The following is a 16,356-nucleotide window of genomic DNA, read 5'->3' as shown; positions in this document are numbered from 1 at the left end:
GTTTTCTATGAAATTATATGCATTAATCTTATTTTATTGTCTTTTGTTAATGTCTTGTAAGAATGAAGACACCAAGAATAATTCTATAATAGAAAAAGGAGTTTCCTACGAATTAGCAAACTACAGAAAGCAACACATTACTGATGTTGTTTATGATTTACATTTTAAAATACCCAAAAATAAATCGGAAACGATTCCATCTCGATTAGAACTTGTTTTTAAATTAAATTCTTTAGAAAAACCAGTATTGTTAGATTTTAATGAAGATGAATCAAAGTTAACCGCTATAAAAATTAACGGAGATAAAGCATTTTTTAACTGTAAGGAAGAGCATATTGTACTCGATAATAAAACGCAATTGGTTTTAGGTAAAAATACAGTGGAAATATTTTTTGATGCAGGAGAAAAATCATTAAATAGAAACGATGAGTTTTTATATACTTTATTAGTGCCAGATAGAGCAAGTACTTTGTTTCCTTGTTTTGATCAACCAGATTTAAAAGCCAATTATAATTTAAAAATCACTGCACCTAAAGACTGGAAAGTTCTAACAGGTGCATTTGAAGAAAGTAGTTTAGAACTTGACGGTTTTGTGGAGTACACTTTCGCAACGACAGATCTTATGAGTACCTATTTGTTTTCTTTCGTAGCTGGTAAATTTAAAGAAGAAACTAAAAACCCAGGAGCTTTTGATATGCGTTTTTTATATCGTGAAAATGATAAAGCAAAGATTGATGAAAGCTTAGATAAAATTTTTAAGATTCACCAAAATGCTCTAGACTATTTAGAAAGTTATACTGATGAGAAATTTCCGTTTCAAAAAATGGATTTTACTACAATTCCAGCTTTTCAATATGGGGGTATGGAACATGTTGGCGCCATTCAATATAAGGAATCCTCTTTGTTTTTAGACAAAAACGCAACACAAAACCAATTGTTACGCAGAGCAAAATTAATTGCGCACGAAACATCACACATGTGGTTTGGAGATTTTGTAACCATGAAATGGTTTAATGACGTTTGGATGAAAGAAGTTTTTGCCAATTTTATGGCAGATAAAATAGTAAATCCTTACTATCCAAAAATCAATCATAATTTGAGTTTTATGATGAGTCATTACCCAAATGCATATTCAGAAGACAGAACAAAAGGTACAAATCCTATTCGTCAAAACTTAGACAATCTTAAAAATGCAGGGTCCTTATATGGCAGAATTATTTATAATAAAGCACCTATAATGATGCGTCAATTAGAATATTTATTAGGTCAAGATGCCTTTAAAGAAGGGGTTCAAGAATACATCAAAACATATCAAAATACAAATGCAGATTGGGGAGACCTTGTGTCTATTTTAGATAAAAAATCTACAAAAGATATTAAAATTTGGAGCGATGTTTGGGTAAATTCTTCAAGCAGACCTATTTTTTATGAAGAAATAGAAACGAATAAAAAAGGAAATATTACAAAGTTTATCATACATCAAAAAGCAGAAGATGGCTCTCGTAAAGTATGGACACAATCTTTTAAAATTAGGTTGATAGGTAAAAACGGTTATAAAAAGAATATTAACGTCGCAAATATTGAACAATCATTAGACATTACATCATCTGCAAAAGGTTTTAAGCTAGCACAGGTTTTATACAATACAAACGGTTTTGGTTATGGTGTTTTTCCTATTTACAAAAACGAGGTACATACTTATAGAAAAATTAGAAATAAAGTATCTAGAGGCTATCAATATATTAATTTATATGAAAATATGTTAATTGGTAATATCCAGCCTTTAGATGTGTATAAATTTTATTTAGAGGCCATAAAGTACGAGAAAAACGAGTTGATTTTAAATTATTTGTGTGATAGAATGAATATTATTTTTTGGCATTTTTTAAATGAAAAACAGCAAAACAACTGGGTGTCTATAACAGAACAAGCTTTGTTTAAAGGTTTGATAGAAAATAAACCAAAAAATATTAAAAAAATACTCTACAACTTGTATTTACAACAAGGTTATACAACAAAATCGTTAGAAACTTTATATGCATTATGGAGTAAAAAAGGCGAAATTAAAAACCTATTTTTAAATGAAAACGATTACACAAAACTAGCAATGAAGTTAGCTATCTACAAGCACCCAAGAGCAAACCATATTTTAAAACAACAACAAGTTAGAATATCAAATCCAGATAGATCCAAACGATTCAATTGGTTGTTACCATCATTATCATTAAAATCTACTGTCAGAGATGCTTTTATGCTATCTCTAATGGATGAAAAAAATAGAGAAAATGAGTCCTGGGTATTAACGGCTATGAATAATATACATCATCCTTTACAACAAACATCTGCGTCTAAACACTTACAACCAATTTTAAGAAAGTTAGAAGAAGTACAATTAACGGGTGATATTTTCTTTCCTAAAGGATGGTTGGCGTCTTCAATTGGTAATTACTCATCTAAAGAAGCATACCGTATTTTAAAAGATTTTTTAGTCGAAAATCCAGATTATAACCCTGTTTTAATAAATAAGTTATTGCAGGTTACAGATAACTTAAAAAAAGCACAAATAATTAAAAGAAAAGAATGAATTTATCTGAAGTAAAAACATCAGAAATTAAAAACCTAGAATTGCTTGCTAAACAAGTGGTTGAGGGCTTTATAACAGGAATGCATAAAAGTCCGTTTCATGGATTTTCGGTAGAGTTTTCTGAACATAAATTATACAATAAAGGAGAAAGTACGCGTCATATAGACTGGAAGTTATTTGCTAAAACCGAAAAACTATACACCAAAAAATACGAAGAAGAAACCAATTTAAGATGTCATATTATTATAGATAATTCTGCATCTATGCATTACCCAATTGTAAAAAATCAAACTTTAGATAATCTGAATAAGGTGGGCTTTTCAGTAATTGCCACTGCGTCTTTAATGGAAATTTTAAAAAAACAAAGAGATGCAGTTGGTTTAAGTATTTATTCTGATCGATACGAATATTATGCACCAGAAAAAGGAAGTGATCGACATCGAAAAATGTTACTACATCAATTAGAGCAGTTGCTAGTTTCAGCATCAACTGCAACTACAGAAACTTATCAATATTTACATGAAATTGCAGAAAAAATTCACAGGCGTTCGCTAATTTTTTTATTTACAGATATGTTTCAGACTTCTGCAGACAATACAGCTTTATTTGATGCATTGCGTCATTTAAAATATAACAAACATGAGGTTGTTTTGTTTCATACCTATGATAGTAAAACAGAAATTGATTTTAATTTTGATAATACACCAAAGAAATTTGTTGATGTAGAAACTGGAGCAGAAATTAATGTATATGCCGAAAATGTGAAAGAAAAATATAAAGACTTGGCTTTAAGTTATTTTAAAGATTTAAAAAACAAGTGCTTAAAATATAAAATAGATTATGTACCTGTAGATATTAATAAAGGTTATGATGATGTTTTGACTGCTTATCTATTACAAAGAAAAAAAAATTAATATTTTTTTCTATTTATGTTTGCAAATATAAAAATGTGTATTATATTTGCACCCGCTATTAGCAACGGTTTGGTAGTTCAGCTGGTTAGAATGCCTGCCTGTCACGCAGGAGGTCGCGGGTTCGAGTCCCGTCCAGACCGCTTAAAAAGTCCTTAACATTATAAGTTAAGGACTTTTTTCTTTTTATCTTTGTAATACAAAAATAGTATCTAATTAAAACAATAGTTTTTATTTCTGATAATTCAGATTGTAGAATTCTAATAGCAGAAAATGAGTATACAAAAAGCGCAACAACAAGTAGATAATTGGATTAAAAAACATGGAGTTCGTTATTTTAACGAACTAACAAATATGGCTCAATTAACGGAAGAAGTAGGAGAGGTGGCTAGAATTATTGCAAGACGTTATGGAGAGCAAAGCGAAAAAGAATCTGATAAAAATAAAGATTTAGGCGAAGAATTGGCAGACGTGCTGTTTGTGGTGTTGTGTTTGGCAAATCAAACAGATATTGATTTAGAAGACGCTTTTGAAAAGAAATTAGATATCAAAACAAAGAGAGACCACAATCGTCATCATAATAATGAAAAATTAAGGTAAAGCGTTTGTAAAATCTTGAAACGAAACTTAATAATCTAAATGAAGAAACTGAATACATCAATACAACACCTGTTTGGAAATACTTTGTAATCTATATGCCAGTTTTAATGGCATTGTTTGCAGTAGCTCAAGTTAATGGTACTAATGGTACTTTTTGTTTGATTTCATTTCCAGTGGCTAAGTATTTGTATGCAAGCATTTGCTTTTGCTATTTTTTTTAGAATTTTCCATTATTTTAGTAAGCGCTCATCTAAATATTGGAATAAGAAATACAATTAAAAAAATAGATGTACTATTAGGTGCTAGTAGTATTAGAAACTAAATAATATTAAAAGTATATGATGAAAAGAATTATTTTTTTTGTAGCCCTTTTTGTAGGTCAAATAATCAATGCTCAATGTGCTATGTGTAAGGCAGTTGTAGAAAATGGAGATGTTTCTATAGCAGAGGGTGTTAATAATGGTATTACTTATTTAATGGTTTTTCCTTACATTTTAATCGGTGTTTTATTCTTTGCTATTTATAGATATCGAAAGCAAGCTAAAAATTAACATTTCGATAAGAGTAAATTGTTGTAACATATTTTACTTTTAATCGTCATATAAACACTAACAAAAGAAACAATCAAACTTTTGTAGTGTTAAGACGAATAAAAATCAACCAAAAACAAACGTGTTTTGAAAACCAAACTTATCGTATTTGTAGCTTTTTTAACTTCAATGGCTACCTTTTCTCAAAAACAATGGACCCTTAAAGAATGTGTAGATGAAGCATTAAAGAAAAATATATCTATTCAGCAAAATAGGTTAAGTCTAGAATTAGCTAAAAAAGATGTGGATATTGCCAAAGGTAATTTTTTACCAAACTTAAATGCAAATACAGGGGGTAACCTAAACTTTGGTACTGGATTTGACCCTGTTTCACAAGATAGAGTAAATACAAGTTTCTTTGGTGGATCTTTAAGTGCGAGTTCTGGAATAACCGTATTTAATGGTTTTAGAAATACCAATATTTATAAACAAGCGCAATTGGGTGTAGCATCTAGTATGTTAGATTTAAAGCAGATAGAAAATGATATTTCTCTTTTTGTGGTAAACGGATATTTAAATATTTTGTTTGCCAAAGAAAATTTAGAAGCTGCAAAAGTACAATACGAAATTAGCAAAACACAGATAGAAGCTGCAGAAGCAAGGTTTAATTCTGGTGTAATTCCTAAAGGCGATTTATTAAATACACAATCTACTGCAGCAACAAATTTACAGGCTGTAATTACTCAAGAAAACACCTTAGATTTAGCGTTATTAAATTTAGCACAACTGTTACAGGTGCCTGTTACAGGTTTTGATGTGGCTTCTGTAGATGTTGGCCAGCCTTCTGAAAATCTGTTTTACAACAATTCTACAATGGTTTACGATAAATCTTTAGACAGAATGCCAGAAATTGAGAGAGCCAAATTGGCTATTGAAAATGCAGATTTAAATATTGAAATATCTAAAGCTTCTTTTTTACCATCTATCACAGCATCTGCTGGCTTATCTACAAATTATGGATACAATTTAAACTTGCCAGATGGTTTTTCTAACACTGCATTGTTTGATCAATTAAGCGATAATTTTGGTTATGGTTTAGGGTTTAATGTAAGTATTCCTATTTTTAATAGATTTCAAACAAAAAACAGAGTAGCGCAATCTGTGATTAATAAAGAAGTCTCTCAATTAAGTTTAGAAAGAGAAAAAGTAAATTTAAAACAAACTATAGAGCAAGCTTTCTTAGATGTAAGAACAGCCTTAAAAAGTTACGAAGCTGCTAAAATATCTTTAGCATCGCAAGAAGAGGCGTTTAAAAATGCACAAGAGCGTTATAATTTTGGTGCAATGACTCAGTTTGATTTTGATCAAGTAAGAACGCGTTTGGTAAATGCGCAAGCAACTTTAATTAGTTCTAAATACGATTATGTGTTTAAAACTAAAGTATTACAGTTTTATGCCGGCGATTTAGTATTAGAGTAATTATTGTAAACATATATTTAGAGCCTCACTACTATAGTGAGGTTTTCTTTTTGAACTATATTTGCATAAAAAACGTGTTTTGAGTATCATTTTAAATATAGAAACAGCCACAAAAAACTGTTCAGTAAGTTTAGCTAAAGACGGAAAAATTTTAGCCATAAAAGAATTGAATAATGGTAAATATTCACATGCAGAAGTTTTGCATCCTTTTATTGCAGAGGTTTTAAAAGAATCTGGACGAACACCTAAAGATATTGATGCAGTTGCAGTGAGTAAAGGCCCAGGTTCTTACACAGGTTTACGTATTGGGGTTTCTGCAGCCAAAGGCTTGTGTTTTGCTTTCGATAAACCTTTAATTTCTATAGATACCTTAACATCATTATCCCATGCAATTTCTGTTGATGTTGGGCTAATTGTACCTATGATTGATGCTAGAAGAATGGAGGTTTATGTGGCTATTTACAATCAAAATCATCAACAAATAAAAGCAATAAAAGCAGAAATTATAGAAGAAAATTCCTTTTCTGAATATTTAAAGGATACTAAAGTTTATTTTTTAGGAGATGGGGCCGCAAAATGTAAAGAAATTATAAAGCATCAAAATGCAGTTTTTATAGATGACAAATTTCCATCAGCTAAAGAAATGGCAATGTTATCTTATCATAAATACCAAAAAAGCGACATTGAAGATGTCGCCTATTTTGAACCTTTTTACCTAAAAGATTTTGTAGTTATACCCGAAAAGAAGAAAAAACCTACTTTTTAAGGCTATTCAGATTTGTTAATGTTTACTCTATGAGGATAAGGAATTTCAATTCCAGCTTCATCTAAAGCAAGCTTTGCGTTTTCAGTTACTTCAAAATAAACATCCCAATAATTCGCAGTATCGCACCAAGGTCTAACAGCAAAATTTACAGAACTGTCAGCCAATTCTAAAACTGTAACTCTTGGAGCTGGATCTTTTAAAACTTTAGGATGAGAGGTAAGTACATTCAATAGCACTTCTTTTGTTTTTTTAATGTCAGCATCATAAGAAACACCGATTACTAAATCTACTCTTCTAGTACCTTCTGTAGTGTAGTTTACAATATTACCATTAGATAAAGAGGCATTGGGTATTATAATTTCTTTATTAGATAAACCCGTTAGTTTTGTAGTAAAAATTTCAATTTCTTTAACAACACCAATTTCTCCTTGCGCTTCAATTAAATCTCCTATTTTAAAAGGTTTAAAAATCATAATTAAAACCCCGCCAGCAAAATTACCTAAAGAACCTTGTAATGCTAAACCAATAGCCAAACCTGCAGAAGCAATAATTGCAGCAAAAGAGGTAGTTTCTATACCAAGTAATGAAATTACCGTAATAAAAAGTAGAATTTTTAAAACCCAACTAATTAGGTTTCCTAAAAATTTTTGAAGTGTAATATCTACACCTCTTTTATTCATTATTTTTTTTGATGATTTAATGATTACTTTAACCAAGTATAAACCAACTACAAGAATAAGAAATGCGGTTATTACCTTAGGTGCATATAAAAACAAAAGATCTGTTGCTGATTCAATGTATTTTTCCATAATATAATTATATAATTTGTTAGAATTGGTAGTAAAAATAATAGATTTAAATAGAAAGGTAAAGCGATTTCTTACATTAATACTATTGTTAATATGCCAAGTATGGCAGGTACAGATTGAATGTAAAATATTCGTATTTTTTTTGTTGAATAACTACCATAAAAGCCAGCAATAAGCACGCACGTTAAAAAGAATAAAGTAACCTCTGTATTACTTATTATTAACGACCAAAATAAACCAGCAGCTAAAAAACCATTATATAAACCTTGGTTTGCTGCCATTACTTTAGTTTGCTCAGCAAATTCTTTACTTTTTAATCCAAAAGCTTTGATTCCTTTTTTGGTAGTCCAAAGCACCATTTCTAAGTAAACGATATAAATATGGATAATAATAACGAGTAAAGTAAAAATAAAATACAAATATTTCATGCAAATAAAAAATGTAAAGGTAATATGTAAATTAAACAAAATGTTAATTACAGTTTATCAGTTAGTTAGATTATAGCTCACGTAAATATACCTTATTTAAATAAGAAGATTTATCGAAAACAACCTCCAATGTTAAATTAATGTTACCAAAATGTTGATTAAAAGTAAAAATATCATTATCTTTGTAAAGGAAATGTAAACCTTAAAACACAATGATTATGAGAAAAATTATTTCACTTGTTATCTTAAGCTTAGCTATAGCTGGATATGCACAAGAAAAGCAACCGACTTTTAAGGCCGAAAAAGATGTAGTAAAAGCTACTTATTATTATGAAGATGGATCTATAAAAACTCAAGGTTTTTTTAAAGATAAAAAATTAACAGGAGAGTGGGTTCGTTTTGATAAATCTGGTAACAAAGTTCAAATTGGTAACTACGAAAATGGTAAAAAGATAGGAAAATGGTTTCTATGGGATAAAGAATCTTTGAAGGAAATTAACTATCAAGATAACGCCATTGCTTCTGTAAATGTTTGGAAAGCCGAATCTAAAATAGCACTTAACAACGATTAAGGAAAAGTTTAATTTTATTAAATGTAAATCCATTAGAGTTTATCTTTAATGGATTTTTTTTGTGTTACAATTATTTTTATTACAGTTCCTTATATCCTGTTAGAATATTATTTGTTTTATAAATAAAAGATATGTTGTAAAATTAGCATAGACTTTACATTTTATACAAAACAAACCTGAATTGCATTTGTTTACTATTTTATCGATATTAAATTTCACATGATTTTGTATTGCCAGACAGGTTAACAGATTTACTGTATTAACCAAAAAAACGTTTAGAAATTTCTAAACGTTTTTTTAGCTTTAACGATATGATTTGTTTAATATCGTTAAATAATATGATGTACTAAAGATTACAATTCTAGTAACCCATTAGTTTTAGAAACTCCAGCAGCAGATTCTTGTAAATGTGCTTTTTCAGCATCATTTAAGTTAATTTCAACGATACTTTCAATTCCGTCTTTTCCTAACACAACAGGAACTCCAATACATAAATCAGATAAACCATATTCACCCTCTAACAAAGTAGAACATGGGTATATTTTCTTTTGATCACAAGCAATAGCTTGCACCAAACCAGATACTGCAGCACCAGGAGCATACCAAGCAGAAGTACCTAATAAACCTGTTAAAGTGGCTCCACCAACTTTGGTGTCTTGTAAAACCTGCTCTAATCTTTCTTCAGCAATAAATTCAGAAACAGGTACTGAGTTACGTGTTGCCAAACGTGTTAAAGGTACCATACCTTTGTCTGAGTGACCACCAATTACCATTCCATCAACATCAGAAATAGGTGCGCCTAAAGCTTCAGCTAATCTGTATTTAAAACGAGCAGAGTCTAAAGCACCACCCATACCAATAATTCTGTTTTTTGGTAATCCAGTTGTTTTATGCACTAAATAGGTCATGGTGTCCATTGGGTTAGAAACCACAATGATAATTGTGTTTGGTGAATGCTCAATTAAATTAGATGAAACTGTTTTTACAATTCCAGCATTAATTCCAATCAATTCTTCACGAGTCATTCCTGGTTTACGAGGAATTCCAGATGTAATTACACAGATATCAGAACCTGCTGTTTTAGCATAATCGTTTGTGCTACCTGTAATTTTGGTGTCAAACCCGTTTAAAGACGCAGTTTGCATTAAATCCATAGCTTTTCCTTCAGCATAACCCTCTTTAATGTCTAACAAAACTACTTCAGCAGCAAAGTCTTTAATAGCTATATATTCTGCACAACTTGCACCTACTGCACCTGCACCAACAACTGTAACTTTCATATCTTTTCTATTTTTTAATTATGATAATTTTTTGCCTCGTAAAAATACGACATATAAAATATTTATGTATGATATAAATCATAAAAAAAGCATCTATAACTAGATGCTCTTTTTTGTTGAAATTTTTGGTTATCTAATGCTAAAAGCAATACCTAAATTAGCAGTATTATACTCTTGAATAGCATAACTACCATATATTTTAAAGAAACCTAAACTTAGTCTTGCACCAATAGTGGTAGCAATTCCGCTAGAATTAAAATCTAAATTAGAAGGTATACTTAAAGTTTCTGTTATGGTATCGTTTGGTGCTGGAAAACCTGTATCAAAAACCCCTGTGTAAGTACCAGACATGTTAAATGATGATGAGCCAGAGTTATAGCCAAAACCACCAAATACATTAATAAAAGGAAAATTTAAAGATGCAATTGCTTGAACTGTAAAGGCATTTAAATCAAATTCAGCCAAAGCATTTTGGGTTCTGATGTTACCAGAAGTAATGTCTGCTATTCCATAACTCACAGTCATAGAGGTATAAGCGGCTAATAAAGAAACATGTAATGGCGTTTTATCTATTGGGCCAAACCAATCTGTAATTTCTTTTTTAAGTCCAATACCAAATAAGTTTAACGAGCTTTCATCTTGGTCTTCTCCAAAGTTTATATTAGGTACAAACCTTACCATAGCTTCAAACTTCCAAGGTAAACCTAACCCAATTTGTACAGCTGGTGCAGGTACTCGGTTTGCTGGTAAACTTACGCCACCTGGTGCATTAAAATCTGCTGTAACAGATTGGTCATTTACATTTCTTGTTACCTGAAAAGTTGCCCCACTGTCAGAGCCTGAAAATGATGGTGTTGTAGAAGAGGTTGATGTTAAACTACTAGATAGCCCTAAACCAGCTATATTAATAAGATCTTTTTCTGATGGAATTTGAGCTCCACTTGCTCCAATAGAAATATCAAAACCTAATTTTTTATGCACTTTAGCAGTATGATACCACCCTGAATTCATACCGTTAATAAAACCTTCTATTCCTGGTGTAAAATAGGCTTGTAAAAGTTTTTGAGAGTCATTTACATCTGCCAAGAGAATATTTTCAAAACCGCTTTGTGCTTTTGTATTTAAGGATAAGGCAAATGCACCAAAAAAAAATAAAATAGCTTTTTTCATTTCGTAGTTGTTTGGTTAATAATTATTTAAATTTAGTTATTTATTCTTACGAATATAAAAAAAATACACACTCCTTTTAAGAAATGTGTATCTTTTGTACTTAATTAAGTATGTTACACATCAATATTTGCATACTTGGCATTACGCTCAATAAAATCTCTACGTGGTGGAACTTCGTCTCCCATTAACATAGAAAATACACGATCTGCTTCTGTCATGCTATCAATAGTTACTTGACGCAAGGTTCTAAACTCAGGGTTCATGGTAGTGTCCCAAAGTTGCTCTGCATTCATTTCTCCTAAACCTTTATATCTTTGGATGTTAACATTTCCACCCATTTTTTGAGCTATTAAATCACGTTGATTGTCATCCCAAGCATATTCCCTTTTTTGTCCTTTTTTTACTAAGTATAAAGGAGGAGTTGCAATGTAAATATAACCTTGCTCAATCATTTCACGCATATATCTAAAGAAAAACGTTAAAATTAAAGTAGCAATGTGAGAACCATCAACATCGGCATCACACATAATAACAACTTTATGATAACGCACTTTAGTTAAGTTTAAGGCTCTTGGATCTTCTTCTGTACCAATAGAAACTCCCAAAGCTGTAAACATATTCTTAATCTCTTCATTCTCAAAAACCTTGTGTTGCATTGCTTTTTCAACATTTAAGATTTTACCACGAAGAGGAAGAATAGCTTGAAAGTTTCTATCTCTACCTTGTTTTGCTGTTCCACCTGCAGAGTCTCCCTCAACTAAAAATATTTCACATTGAGATGGATCTGTTTCTGAACAATCAGACAATTTACCAGGTAAACCACCAATACTCATAACCGTTTTACGTTGCACCATTTCCCGTGCTTTACGTGCTGCATGCCTGGCCTGAGCTGCTAAAATTACCTTTTGTACAATTGTTTTTGCATCATTAGGGTTTTCTTCTAAATAATCGGTTAGCATTTCAGCTACTGCTTGAGAAACTGCAGAACTTACTTCTCTATTACCTAATTTTGTTTTGGTTTGCCCTTCAAACTGTGGTTCTTGTACTTTTACAGAAACAATTGCAGTTAAACCTTCTCGAAAATCATCACCAGCAATATCAAATTTTACATTTTTAAGTAAACCAGATTCGTCTGCATATTTTTTTAGGGTGTGTGTTAAACCACGCCTAAAACCAGATAAATGTGTACCTCCTTCGTGTGTGTTAATATTATTTACATAAGAATGTAAATTTTCAGAATACGAGGTATTATACACCATAGCAACTTCTACAGGAATTCCATTTTTTTCACCTTCCATGGCAATTACACCAGCTGTTAATTGCTCTCTAGTAGAATCTAAATATTTTACAAATTCAGATAAACCCTCGTTAGAGAAAAAAGTTTCAGAGATAAAATTACCTTCATCATCTGTATTTCTTTTATCTGTTAAGGTAATTGTAACCCCTTTATTTAAGTAAGATAACTCGCGCATTCTGTTGGCAAGTGTATCATAATTATATTCAGTACTTTGTTGAAAAATAGATTTGTCTGGTAAAAAAGTTACAATAGTACCTGTAAAATCAGTTTCACCTATTGTTTTTACTGGATATAATGTTTTTCCTTTAGAGTATTCTTGTTGCCAAACCTTTCCTTCTTTATGAACAGTAGCTGTTAAATGATCAGATAACGCATTCACACAACTTACACCAACACCATGTAAACCTCCAGAAACTTTGTAAGAATCTTTATCAAATTTACCACCAGCGCCAATTTTTGTCATTACAACTTGTAATGCAGAAACGCCTTCTTTTTTATGAATACCAACAGGAATCCCACGACCATTATCTTTAGTGGTAATAGAATTGTCTTCATTAATGGTAACGTTTATAGTATCACAATGGCCACCCATTGCTTCATCAATAGAGTTGTCTACAACCTCGTATACTAAATGATGTAAACCGCGAACACCAACATCTCCAATGTACATTGATGGACGCATTCTTACATGTTCCATCCCTTCTAAAGCCTGAATACTGGAGGCGTCATAATTATGTTTTTTTTCTTCGCTCATTTTATATGATTAAATTATAATTTTGATTGAAAATTGCATATAGTGCAACCTATCAAATATAAGTAAAAATTGTGCTTTTTTTCTGGTTTTGTTGATAAAAATAAAAAATGTTGATAATTCTAAAAGTGTCTTAAAACGATTAAAAAAGGGCTTAAAATTGATATTAATAAAAATTATATTGATTTTTTTGAATTAAAATCGCAAAATGCGTTATAACTATAATTTTAAATTTTAAAATGGTAGCAACTACATCGATTTAGCATTAATTTTAGGTAAAAAAAGTAGAATTTTTATGATGTTTATCACGTTTTGACGAAATTGTAACTCCTAATTTTGCCTTGTTATTCATAAAAATAATAAAATGAAACATATTAAAAAATGGTTATTACTGATAGTTTTATTCGCTTCAATCGTTTTAAATGGTCAAGAAAAAACGAAGTTTAAACCAGAAATTAAATGGAATATTAGAGCGCAAATATGGATGCGATACTCTGATTTAAATGAAGGTTCTCTTATACAAAACGAGCCAACTTCAGAGTTTTATGACATTTCAATACGTAGGTTACGTATTCCAATTTACTCTCAAATAACCCCAAAAATATTCTTTTATTCCATTTTGGGTGGAAATAATTTTAATTTTAAAACAAAAGATATTTCTTTAGAAATATTAGATTTATATGCAGAATATTCGTTTGCTAAATTTTTTGAAGTTGGTTTTGGAAAATCGGGCTGGCAAGGATTAAGTCGTTGGAATATTCGTTCTAATAAAACTTTAATGGGGCTTGATTCTCCATTATTCCCATTAAATTCAGTTGAGAAAAACGACGATATTGGTCGTTTATTTGGGGCTTGGATTAAAGGACAAGCTGGTAAGTTTGATTACAGATTGGCATTTAATAGACCTTACTTTGTGTCTGCTATTCCTAATGGAGAAGTTAATTTTGCCAATAATAAGCCAAGAATAAAGACATCTACTTATGTGAAGTATCAATTTTTTGAACATGAATCTAATAAATCAGCGTATCAAGTTGGTACTTATGTTCAGAATAAAAAGGTTTTTAATATAGGTGTTGGCTACCAGTTTCAAAGTAAGGCAATGAGTGATGGTGATGCACTATTACCAGCGACTAACTTTTATGATATGCAACATTGGGCAGTAGATTCATTCTTAAATTTACCTTTATCCAATGATGATGCAATTACAGCATATTTAGGGTATTATGATTACAATTTTGGTAAAAATTATATTAGAAATGTAGGGGCTAATAATCCTACAAGTGGTGGGGGTGTAGATTTTAATGGAGCAGGTGTAGCGTTTCCGATGATAGGTACTGGAACCACTTGGTATATGCAATTTGGATATGCGTTTAAAGAAACCAAAATATTAGGAGAAGATTATGTTATTCAGCCAAATGTGGCAGTTCAAACCTCCAATTGGGATGCTTTAAATGATCAAATGACAGTATATGATTTTACCGTTAATTTTTTGATGAATGGAAGTCACTCCAATAAGGTAAGTTTAGGTTATCAACACAGACCCATTTTTGATGCAACTACAATACAAAAAAAAGGATATAAAGGAATGGCAGTATTGCAATATCAAGTTTCTTTGAAATAATTATCTTTTTTTACGAATTAGTAATGGGGGATTATTCCATTTCCAAATTATAAAAATTACGAATAGGAAAAACGAATTCCATAAAACTATAAACAAAATAAAAGATGTCCAAGTTTCAAATGTACCAACATCTGAAATAAACAAGAGGCTATTACTATTGTTATTAGTTGTTATTAGATGTTGTGATGCCCAGTTGTTCCCTAAGTGAATACCAATTGGAAAAAATAAAGATTTTGACTTTAATAAAGCAACTGAAAAAAGTAAATGACCTATAGGAATGGTAATAACAGTAAAAATTATTTTGGGTAGACTATTTATGACTTCATTATCAAAAACATGAACTGATAAAAATAGTATTCCAAAAATAATATTTGCTTTTACCACAGAACTGATTTCAACTGTTTTTTTAAAAAGATAACCTCTAAATAAGAATTCTTCAACTGCAACCATGGGTAACATTGTATAAAATCCATAAATAATAAATTGATAATTTATTTCCGAACTTATATTAAAGGTTTCACCCAAATAAATGGCTCTTAGCCATTTGGCAATAAGAAATGCGAATGCACCAATAAATAAACCTAAGGGAAGAAATTTTAAGTTTTTTATTTGAAAATTTAAACCAATACTACTTAAAGATTTATTGTCCGTTTTAAATAAAATATAAGTAGCTATTAAAAGACATATTGTTGCCGAATATGGAAAGTATTGTTTTACAAATCCTTTGTTTATTAATCCACTAATAAAAAGCGAAAAAGCAAAAAGTAAAAGTGCAAGGATAAATTTTGATATTATTGGAAATTTTTGAATTATAGGTTTCATTTATAGACATGTTTGGTTAGAGTTAAAAATTTTAACTCGAATTGAAGATTTTGATTGCTAATGTGAAATTTATTTTTTCTTTAAAAAAGAAATTGATAAAGGGTACTTATAGGTTCCAGAATTAATTGCAGACAAAGTGTTTGAAATTGTTGTTATTAATCCGAATAAGAAAACAGCTCCAGATAAAAAGAAATTCATTCCAGGAAAAGGGAAAAAAAGAAGTAAAGAGATGATAAAATATAAGTTTATAGAACAATGAAAGTTAATTACGGCTCTTCCATGTTCTTCATAAATTTTATTGTCTTTTGATTTATGTATCCAAATAAAAATTGGGAAAACAATATTTCCAAAAGGGACAATTAATCCTAAAAAGGGAATAGCATGAAAAAGTAACATCCATTTTCGCTCTATGGTTTCTTCATTTGGATTTTCTATTGGAATTAAATCTTCTACTTCAATATCTAAACCGACAGCTAATAATTTTACAGTTTGTAAATGTGGTTGGACATCTCCTTTTTCAATTCGTTGAATTGTACGAACTCCAACTGTTGTTTTATCAGAAAGCTGATCTTGAGTATATCCTTTTAACTTTCTATGGTATAGTAAGTTTTCTTTGATGGTTTGTTTTTTCATTTTACTTATTTTGATGATACAAATGTATGTACAACTCTCGGTTTTTTACACGCCATTTAAATGTCACCTATCTGTCAGTTGTAGGGTTTATAAGGATTTTGAG

Annotated in this window: 15 protein-coding genes and 1 tRNA gene; 9 read left to right on the top strand and 7 right to left on the bottom strand. The window is 30.3% G+C overall.

Annotated features, from left to right (window positions below; genetic code table 11):
* Positions 1–7: 7 nt before the first annotated feature.
* From SJY27_RS06875 to tsaB, 7 genes are all read left to right on the top strand, one after another.
* Positions 8–2,584 (top strand): M1 family metallopeptidase, encoded by a 2,577-nt coding sequence (locus SJY27_RS06875; RefSeq protein WP_397447524.1) that lies wholly within the window; start codon positions 8–10, stop codon positions 2,582–2,584.
* Entirely contained in the window at positions 2,581–3,498 is a 918-nt protein-coding gene (locus tag SJY27_RS06870; protein ID WP_397447523.1) for a DUF58 domain-containing protein, read from the top strand. Before SJY27_RS06875 ends, SJY27_RS06870 begins: the two co-directional genes overlap by 4 nt.
* A 66-nt stretch (positions 3,499–3,564) precedes the next feature.
* A tRNA-Asp gene (locus SJY27_RS06865) sits at positions 3,565–3,638 on the top strand.
* 130 nt (positions 3,639–3,768) lie between these two features.
* Positions 3,769–4,095 (top strand): nucleotide pyrophosphohydrolase, encoded by a 327-nt coding sequence (locus tag SJY27_RS06860; RefSeq protein WP_397447522.1) that lies wholly within the window; start codon positions 3,769–3,771, stop codon positions 4,093–4,095.
* 338 nt (positions 4,096–4,433) lie between these two features.
* Positions 4,434–4,646 carry a hypothetical protein gene (locus SJY27_RS06855; protein ID WP_397447521.1) on the top strand — a complete coding sequence of 71 codons (213 nt, stop codon included), beginning with the start codon at positions 4,434–4,436 and terminating at the stop codon, positions 4,644–4,646.
* Positions 4,647–4,772: 126 nt separating this feature from the next.
* Positions 4,773–6,104 carry a TolC family protein gene (locus SJY27_RS06850; RefSeq protein ID WP_397447520.1) on the top strand — a complete coding sequence of 444 codons (1,332 nt, stop codon included), beginning with the start codon at positions 4,773–4,775 and terminating at the stop codon, positions 6,102–6,104.
* A gap of 79 nt (positions 6,105–6,183) precedes the next feature.
* On the top strand, positions 6,184–6,870 hold the full coding sequence (gene tsaB / locus SJY27_RS06845; protein ID WP_397447519.1) for a tRNA (adenosine(37)-N6)-threonylcarbamoyltransferase complex dimerization subunit type 1 TsaB: 687 nt from the start codon (positions 6,184–6,186) through the stop codon (positions 6,868–6,870).
* Positions 6,871–6,872: 2 nt separating this feature from the next.
* Here tsaB and SJY27_RS06840 read toward each other — a convergent pair whose 3' ends face one another.
* Both SJY27_RS06840 and SJY27_RS06835 read right to left on the bottom strand, forming a co-directional pair.
* Positions 6,873–7,679, bottom strand: a complete 807-nt coding sequence (locus tag SJY27_RS06840) for a mechanosensitive ion channel family protein (protein WP_397447518.1) — start codon at positions 7,677–7,679, stop codon at positions 6,873–6,875.
* A gap of 71 nt (positions 7,680–7,750) precedes the next feature.
* Positions 7,751–8,107, bottom strand: a complete 357-nt coding sequence (locus SJY27_RS06835; protein WP_397447517.1) for a DUF1304 domain-containing protein — start codon at positions 8,105–8,107, stop codon at positions 7,751–7,753.
* Between the two features lie 218 nt (positions 8,108–8,325).
* On the opposite strand from SJY27_RS06835, the gene SJY27_RS06830 reads away from it, so the two are divergent.
* The gene (locus SJY27_RS06830; RefSeq protein WP_397447516.1) at positions 8,326–8,679 is read left to right on the top strand and encodes a toxin-antitoxin system YwqK family antitoxin; all 354 of its coding nucleotides are present in this window, start codon (positions 8,326–8,328) and stop codon (positions 8,677–8,679) included.
* 353 nt (positions 8,680–9,032) lie between these two features.
* On the opposite strand, the gene mdh is transcribed toward SJY27_RS06830, so the two are convergent.
* From mdh to gyrB, 3 genes are all read right to left on the bottom strand, one after another.
* Entirely contained in the window at positions 9,033–9,959 is a 927-nt protein-coding gene (mdh, locus tag SJY27_RS06825) for a malate dehydrogenase (protein ID WP_397447514.1), read from the bottom strand.
* A gap of 129 nt (positions 9,960–10,088) precedes the next feature.
* On the bottom strand, positions 10,089–11,129 hold the full coding sequence (locus tag SJY27_RS06820; RefSeq protein WP_397447513.1) for a DUF6588 family protein: 1,041 nt from the start codon (positions 11,127–11,129) through the stop codon (positions 10,089–10,091).
* 113 nt (positions 11,130–11,242) lie between these two features.
* Complete coding sequence (gene gyrB / locus SJY27_RS06815; RefSeq protein WP_397447512.1) at positions 11,243–13,180, bottom strand: DNA topoisomerase (ATP-hydrolyzing) subunit B; 1,938 nt, start codon at positions 13,178–13,180, stop codon at positions 11,243–11,245.
* A gap of 361 nt (positions 13,181–13,541) precedes the next feature.
* Here gyrB and SJY27_RS06810 point away from each other — a divergent pair, with 361 nt between their 5' ends.
* Positions 13,542–14,798: a porin gene (locus SJY27_RS06810; protein ID WP_397447511.1), complete on the top strand. Its 1,257-nt coding sequence runs from the start codon at positions 13,542–13,544 to the stop codon at positions 14,796–14,798.
* Here SJY27_RS06810 and SJY27_RS06805 read toward each other — a convergent pair whose 3' ends face one another.
* Together SJY27_RS06805 and SJY27_RS06800 are read right to left on the bottom strand one after the other, a co-directional pair.
* A complete protein-coding gene (locus tag SJY27_RS06805) occupies positions 14,799–15,620 on the bottom strand; it encodes a lysostaphin resistance A-like protein (protein WP_397447510.1) in 822 nt (273 codons plus the stop codon).
* Positions 15,621–15,689: 69 nt separating this feature from the next.
* The gene (locus tag SJY27_RS06800; protein WP_397447508.1) at positions 15,690–16,253 is read right to left on the bottom strand and encodes a DUF4870 domain-containing protein; all 564 of its coding nucleotides are present in this window, start codon (positions 16,251–16,253) and stop codon (positions 15,690–15,692) included.
* Positions 16,254–16,356: the final 103 nt, after the last annotated feature.

This window comes from Polaribacter sp. R77954 (genome assembly GCF_044595335.1).
Lineage (GTDB): Bacteria > Bacteroidota > Bacteroidia > Flavobacteriales > Flavobacteriaceae > Polaribacter.
Note: the sequence above shows the minus strand (reverse complement) of the source record. Positions and strands in the feature narration are given on the sequence as shown.

Excerpts from the sequence above, each read along its gene's own strand:
- SJY27_RS06860 (WP_397447522.1), top strand. The coding sequence starts at position 3,769 with ATGAGTATACAAAAAGCGCAACAACAAGTAGATAATTGGATTAAAAAA.
- SJY27_RS06800 (WP_397447508.1), bottom strand. The coding sequence starts at position 16,253 with ATGAAAAAACAAACCATCAAAGAAAACTTACTATACCATAGAAAGTTA.
- SJY27_RS06835 (WP_397447517.1), bottom strand. The coding sequence starts at position 8,107 with ATGAAATATTTGTATTTTATTTTTACTTTACTCGTTATTATTATCCAT.
- SJY27_RS06820 (WP_397447513.1), bottom strand. The coding sequence starts at position 11,129 with ATGAAAAAAGCTATTTTATTTTTTTTTGGTGCATTTGCCTTATCCTTA.
- SJY27_RS06810 (WP_397447511.1), top strand. The coding sequence starts at position 13,542 with ATGAAACATATTAAAAAATGGTTATTACTGATAGTTTTATTCGCTTCA.
- mdh (WP_397447514.1), bottom strand. The coding sequence starts at position 9,959 with ATGAAAGTTACAGTTGTTGGTGCAGGTGCAGTAGGTGCAAGTTGTGCA.
- SJY27_RS06855 (WP_397447521.1), top strand. The coding sequence starts at position 4,434 with ATGATGAAAAGAATTATTTTTTTTGTAGCCCTTTTTGTAGGTCAAATA.
- SJY27_RS06830 (WP_397447516.1), top strand. The coding sequence starts at position 8,326 with ATGAGAAAAATTATTTCACTTGTTATCTTAAGCTTAGCTATAGCTGGA.
- SJY27_RS06805 (WP_397447510.1), bottom strand. The coding sequence starts at position 15,620 with ATGAAACCTATAATTCAAAAATTTCCAATAATATCAAAATTTATCCTT.
- SJY27_RS06840 (WP_397447518.1), bottom strand. The coding sequence starts at position 7,679 with ATGGAAAAATACATTGAATCAGCAACAGATCTTTTGTTTTTATATGCA.
- gyrB (WP_397447512.1), bottom strand. The coding sequence starts at position 13,180 with ATGAGCGAAGAAAAAAAACATAATTATGACGCCTCCAGTATTCAGGCT.
- SJY27_RS06870 (WP_397447523.1), top strand. The coding sequence starts at position 2,581 with ATGAATTTATCTGAAGTAAAAACATCAGAAATTAAAAACCTAGAATTG.
- SJY27_RS06875 (WP_397447524.1), top strand. The coding sequence starts at position 8 with ATGAAATTATATGCATTAATCTTATTTTATTGTCTTTTGTTAATGTCT.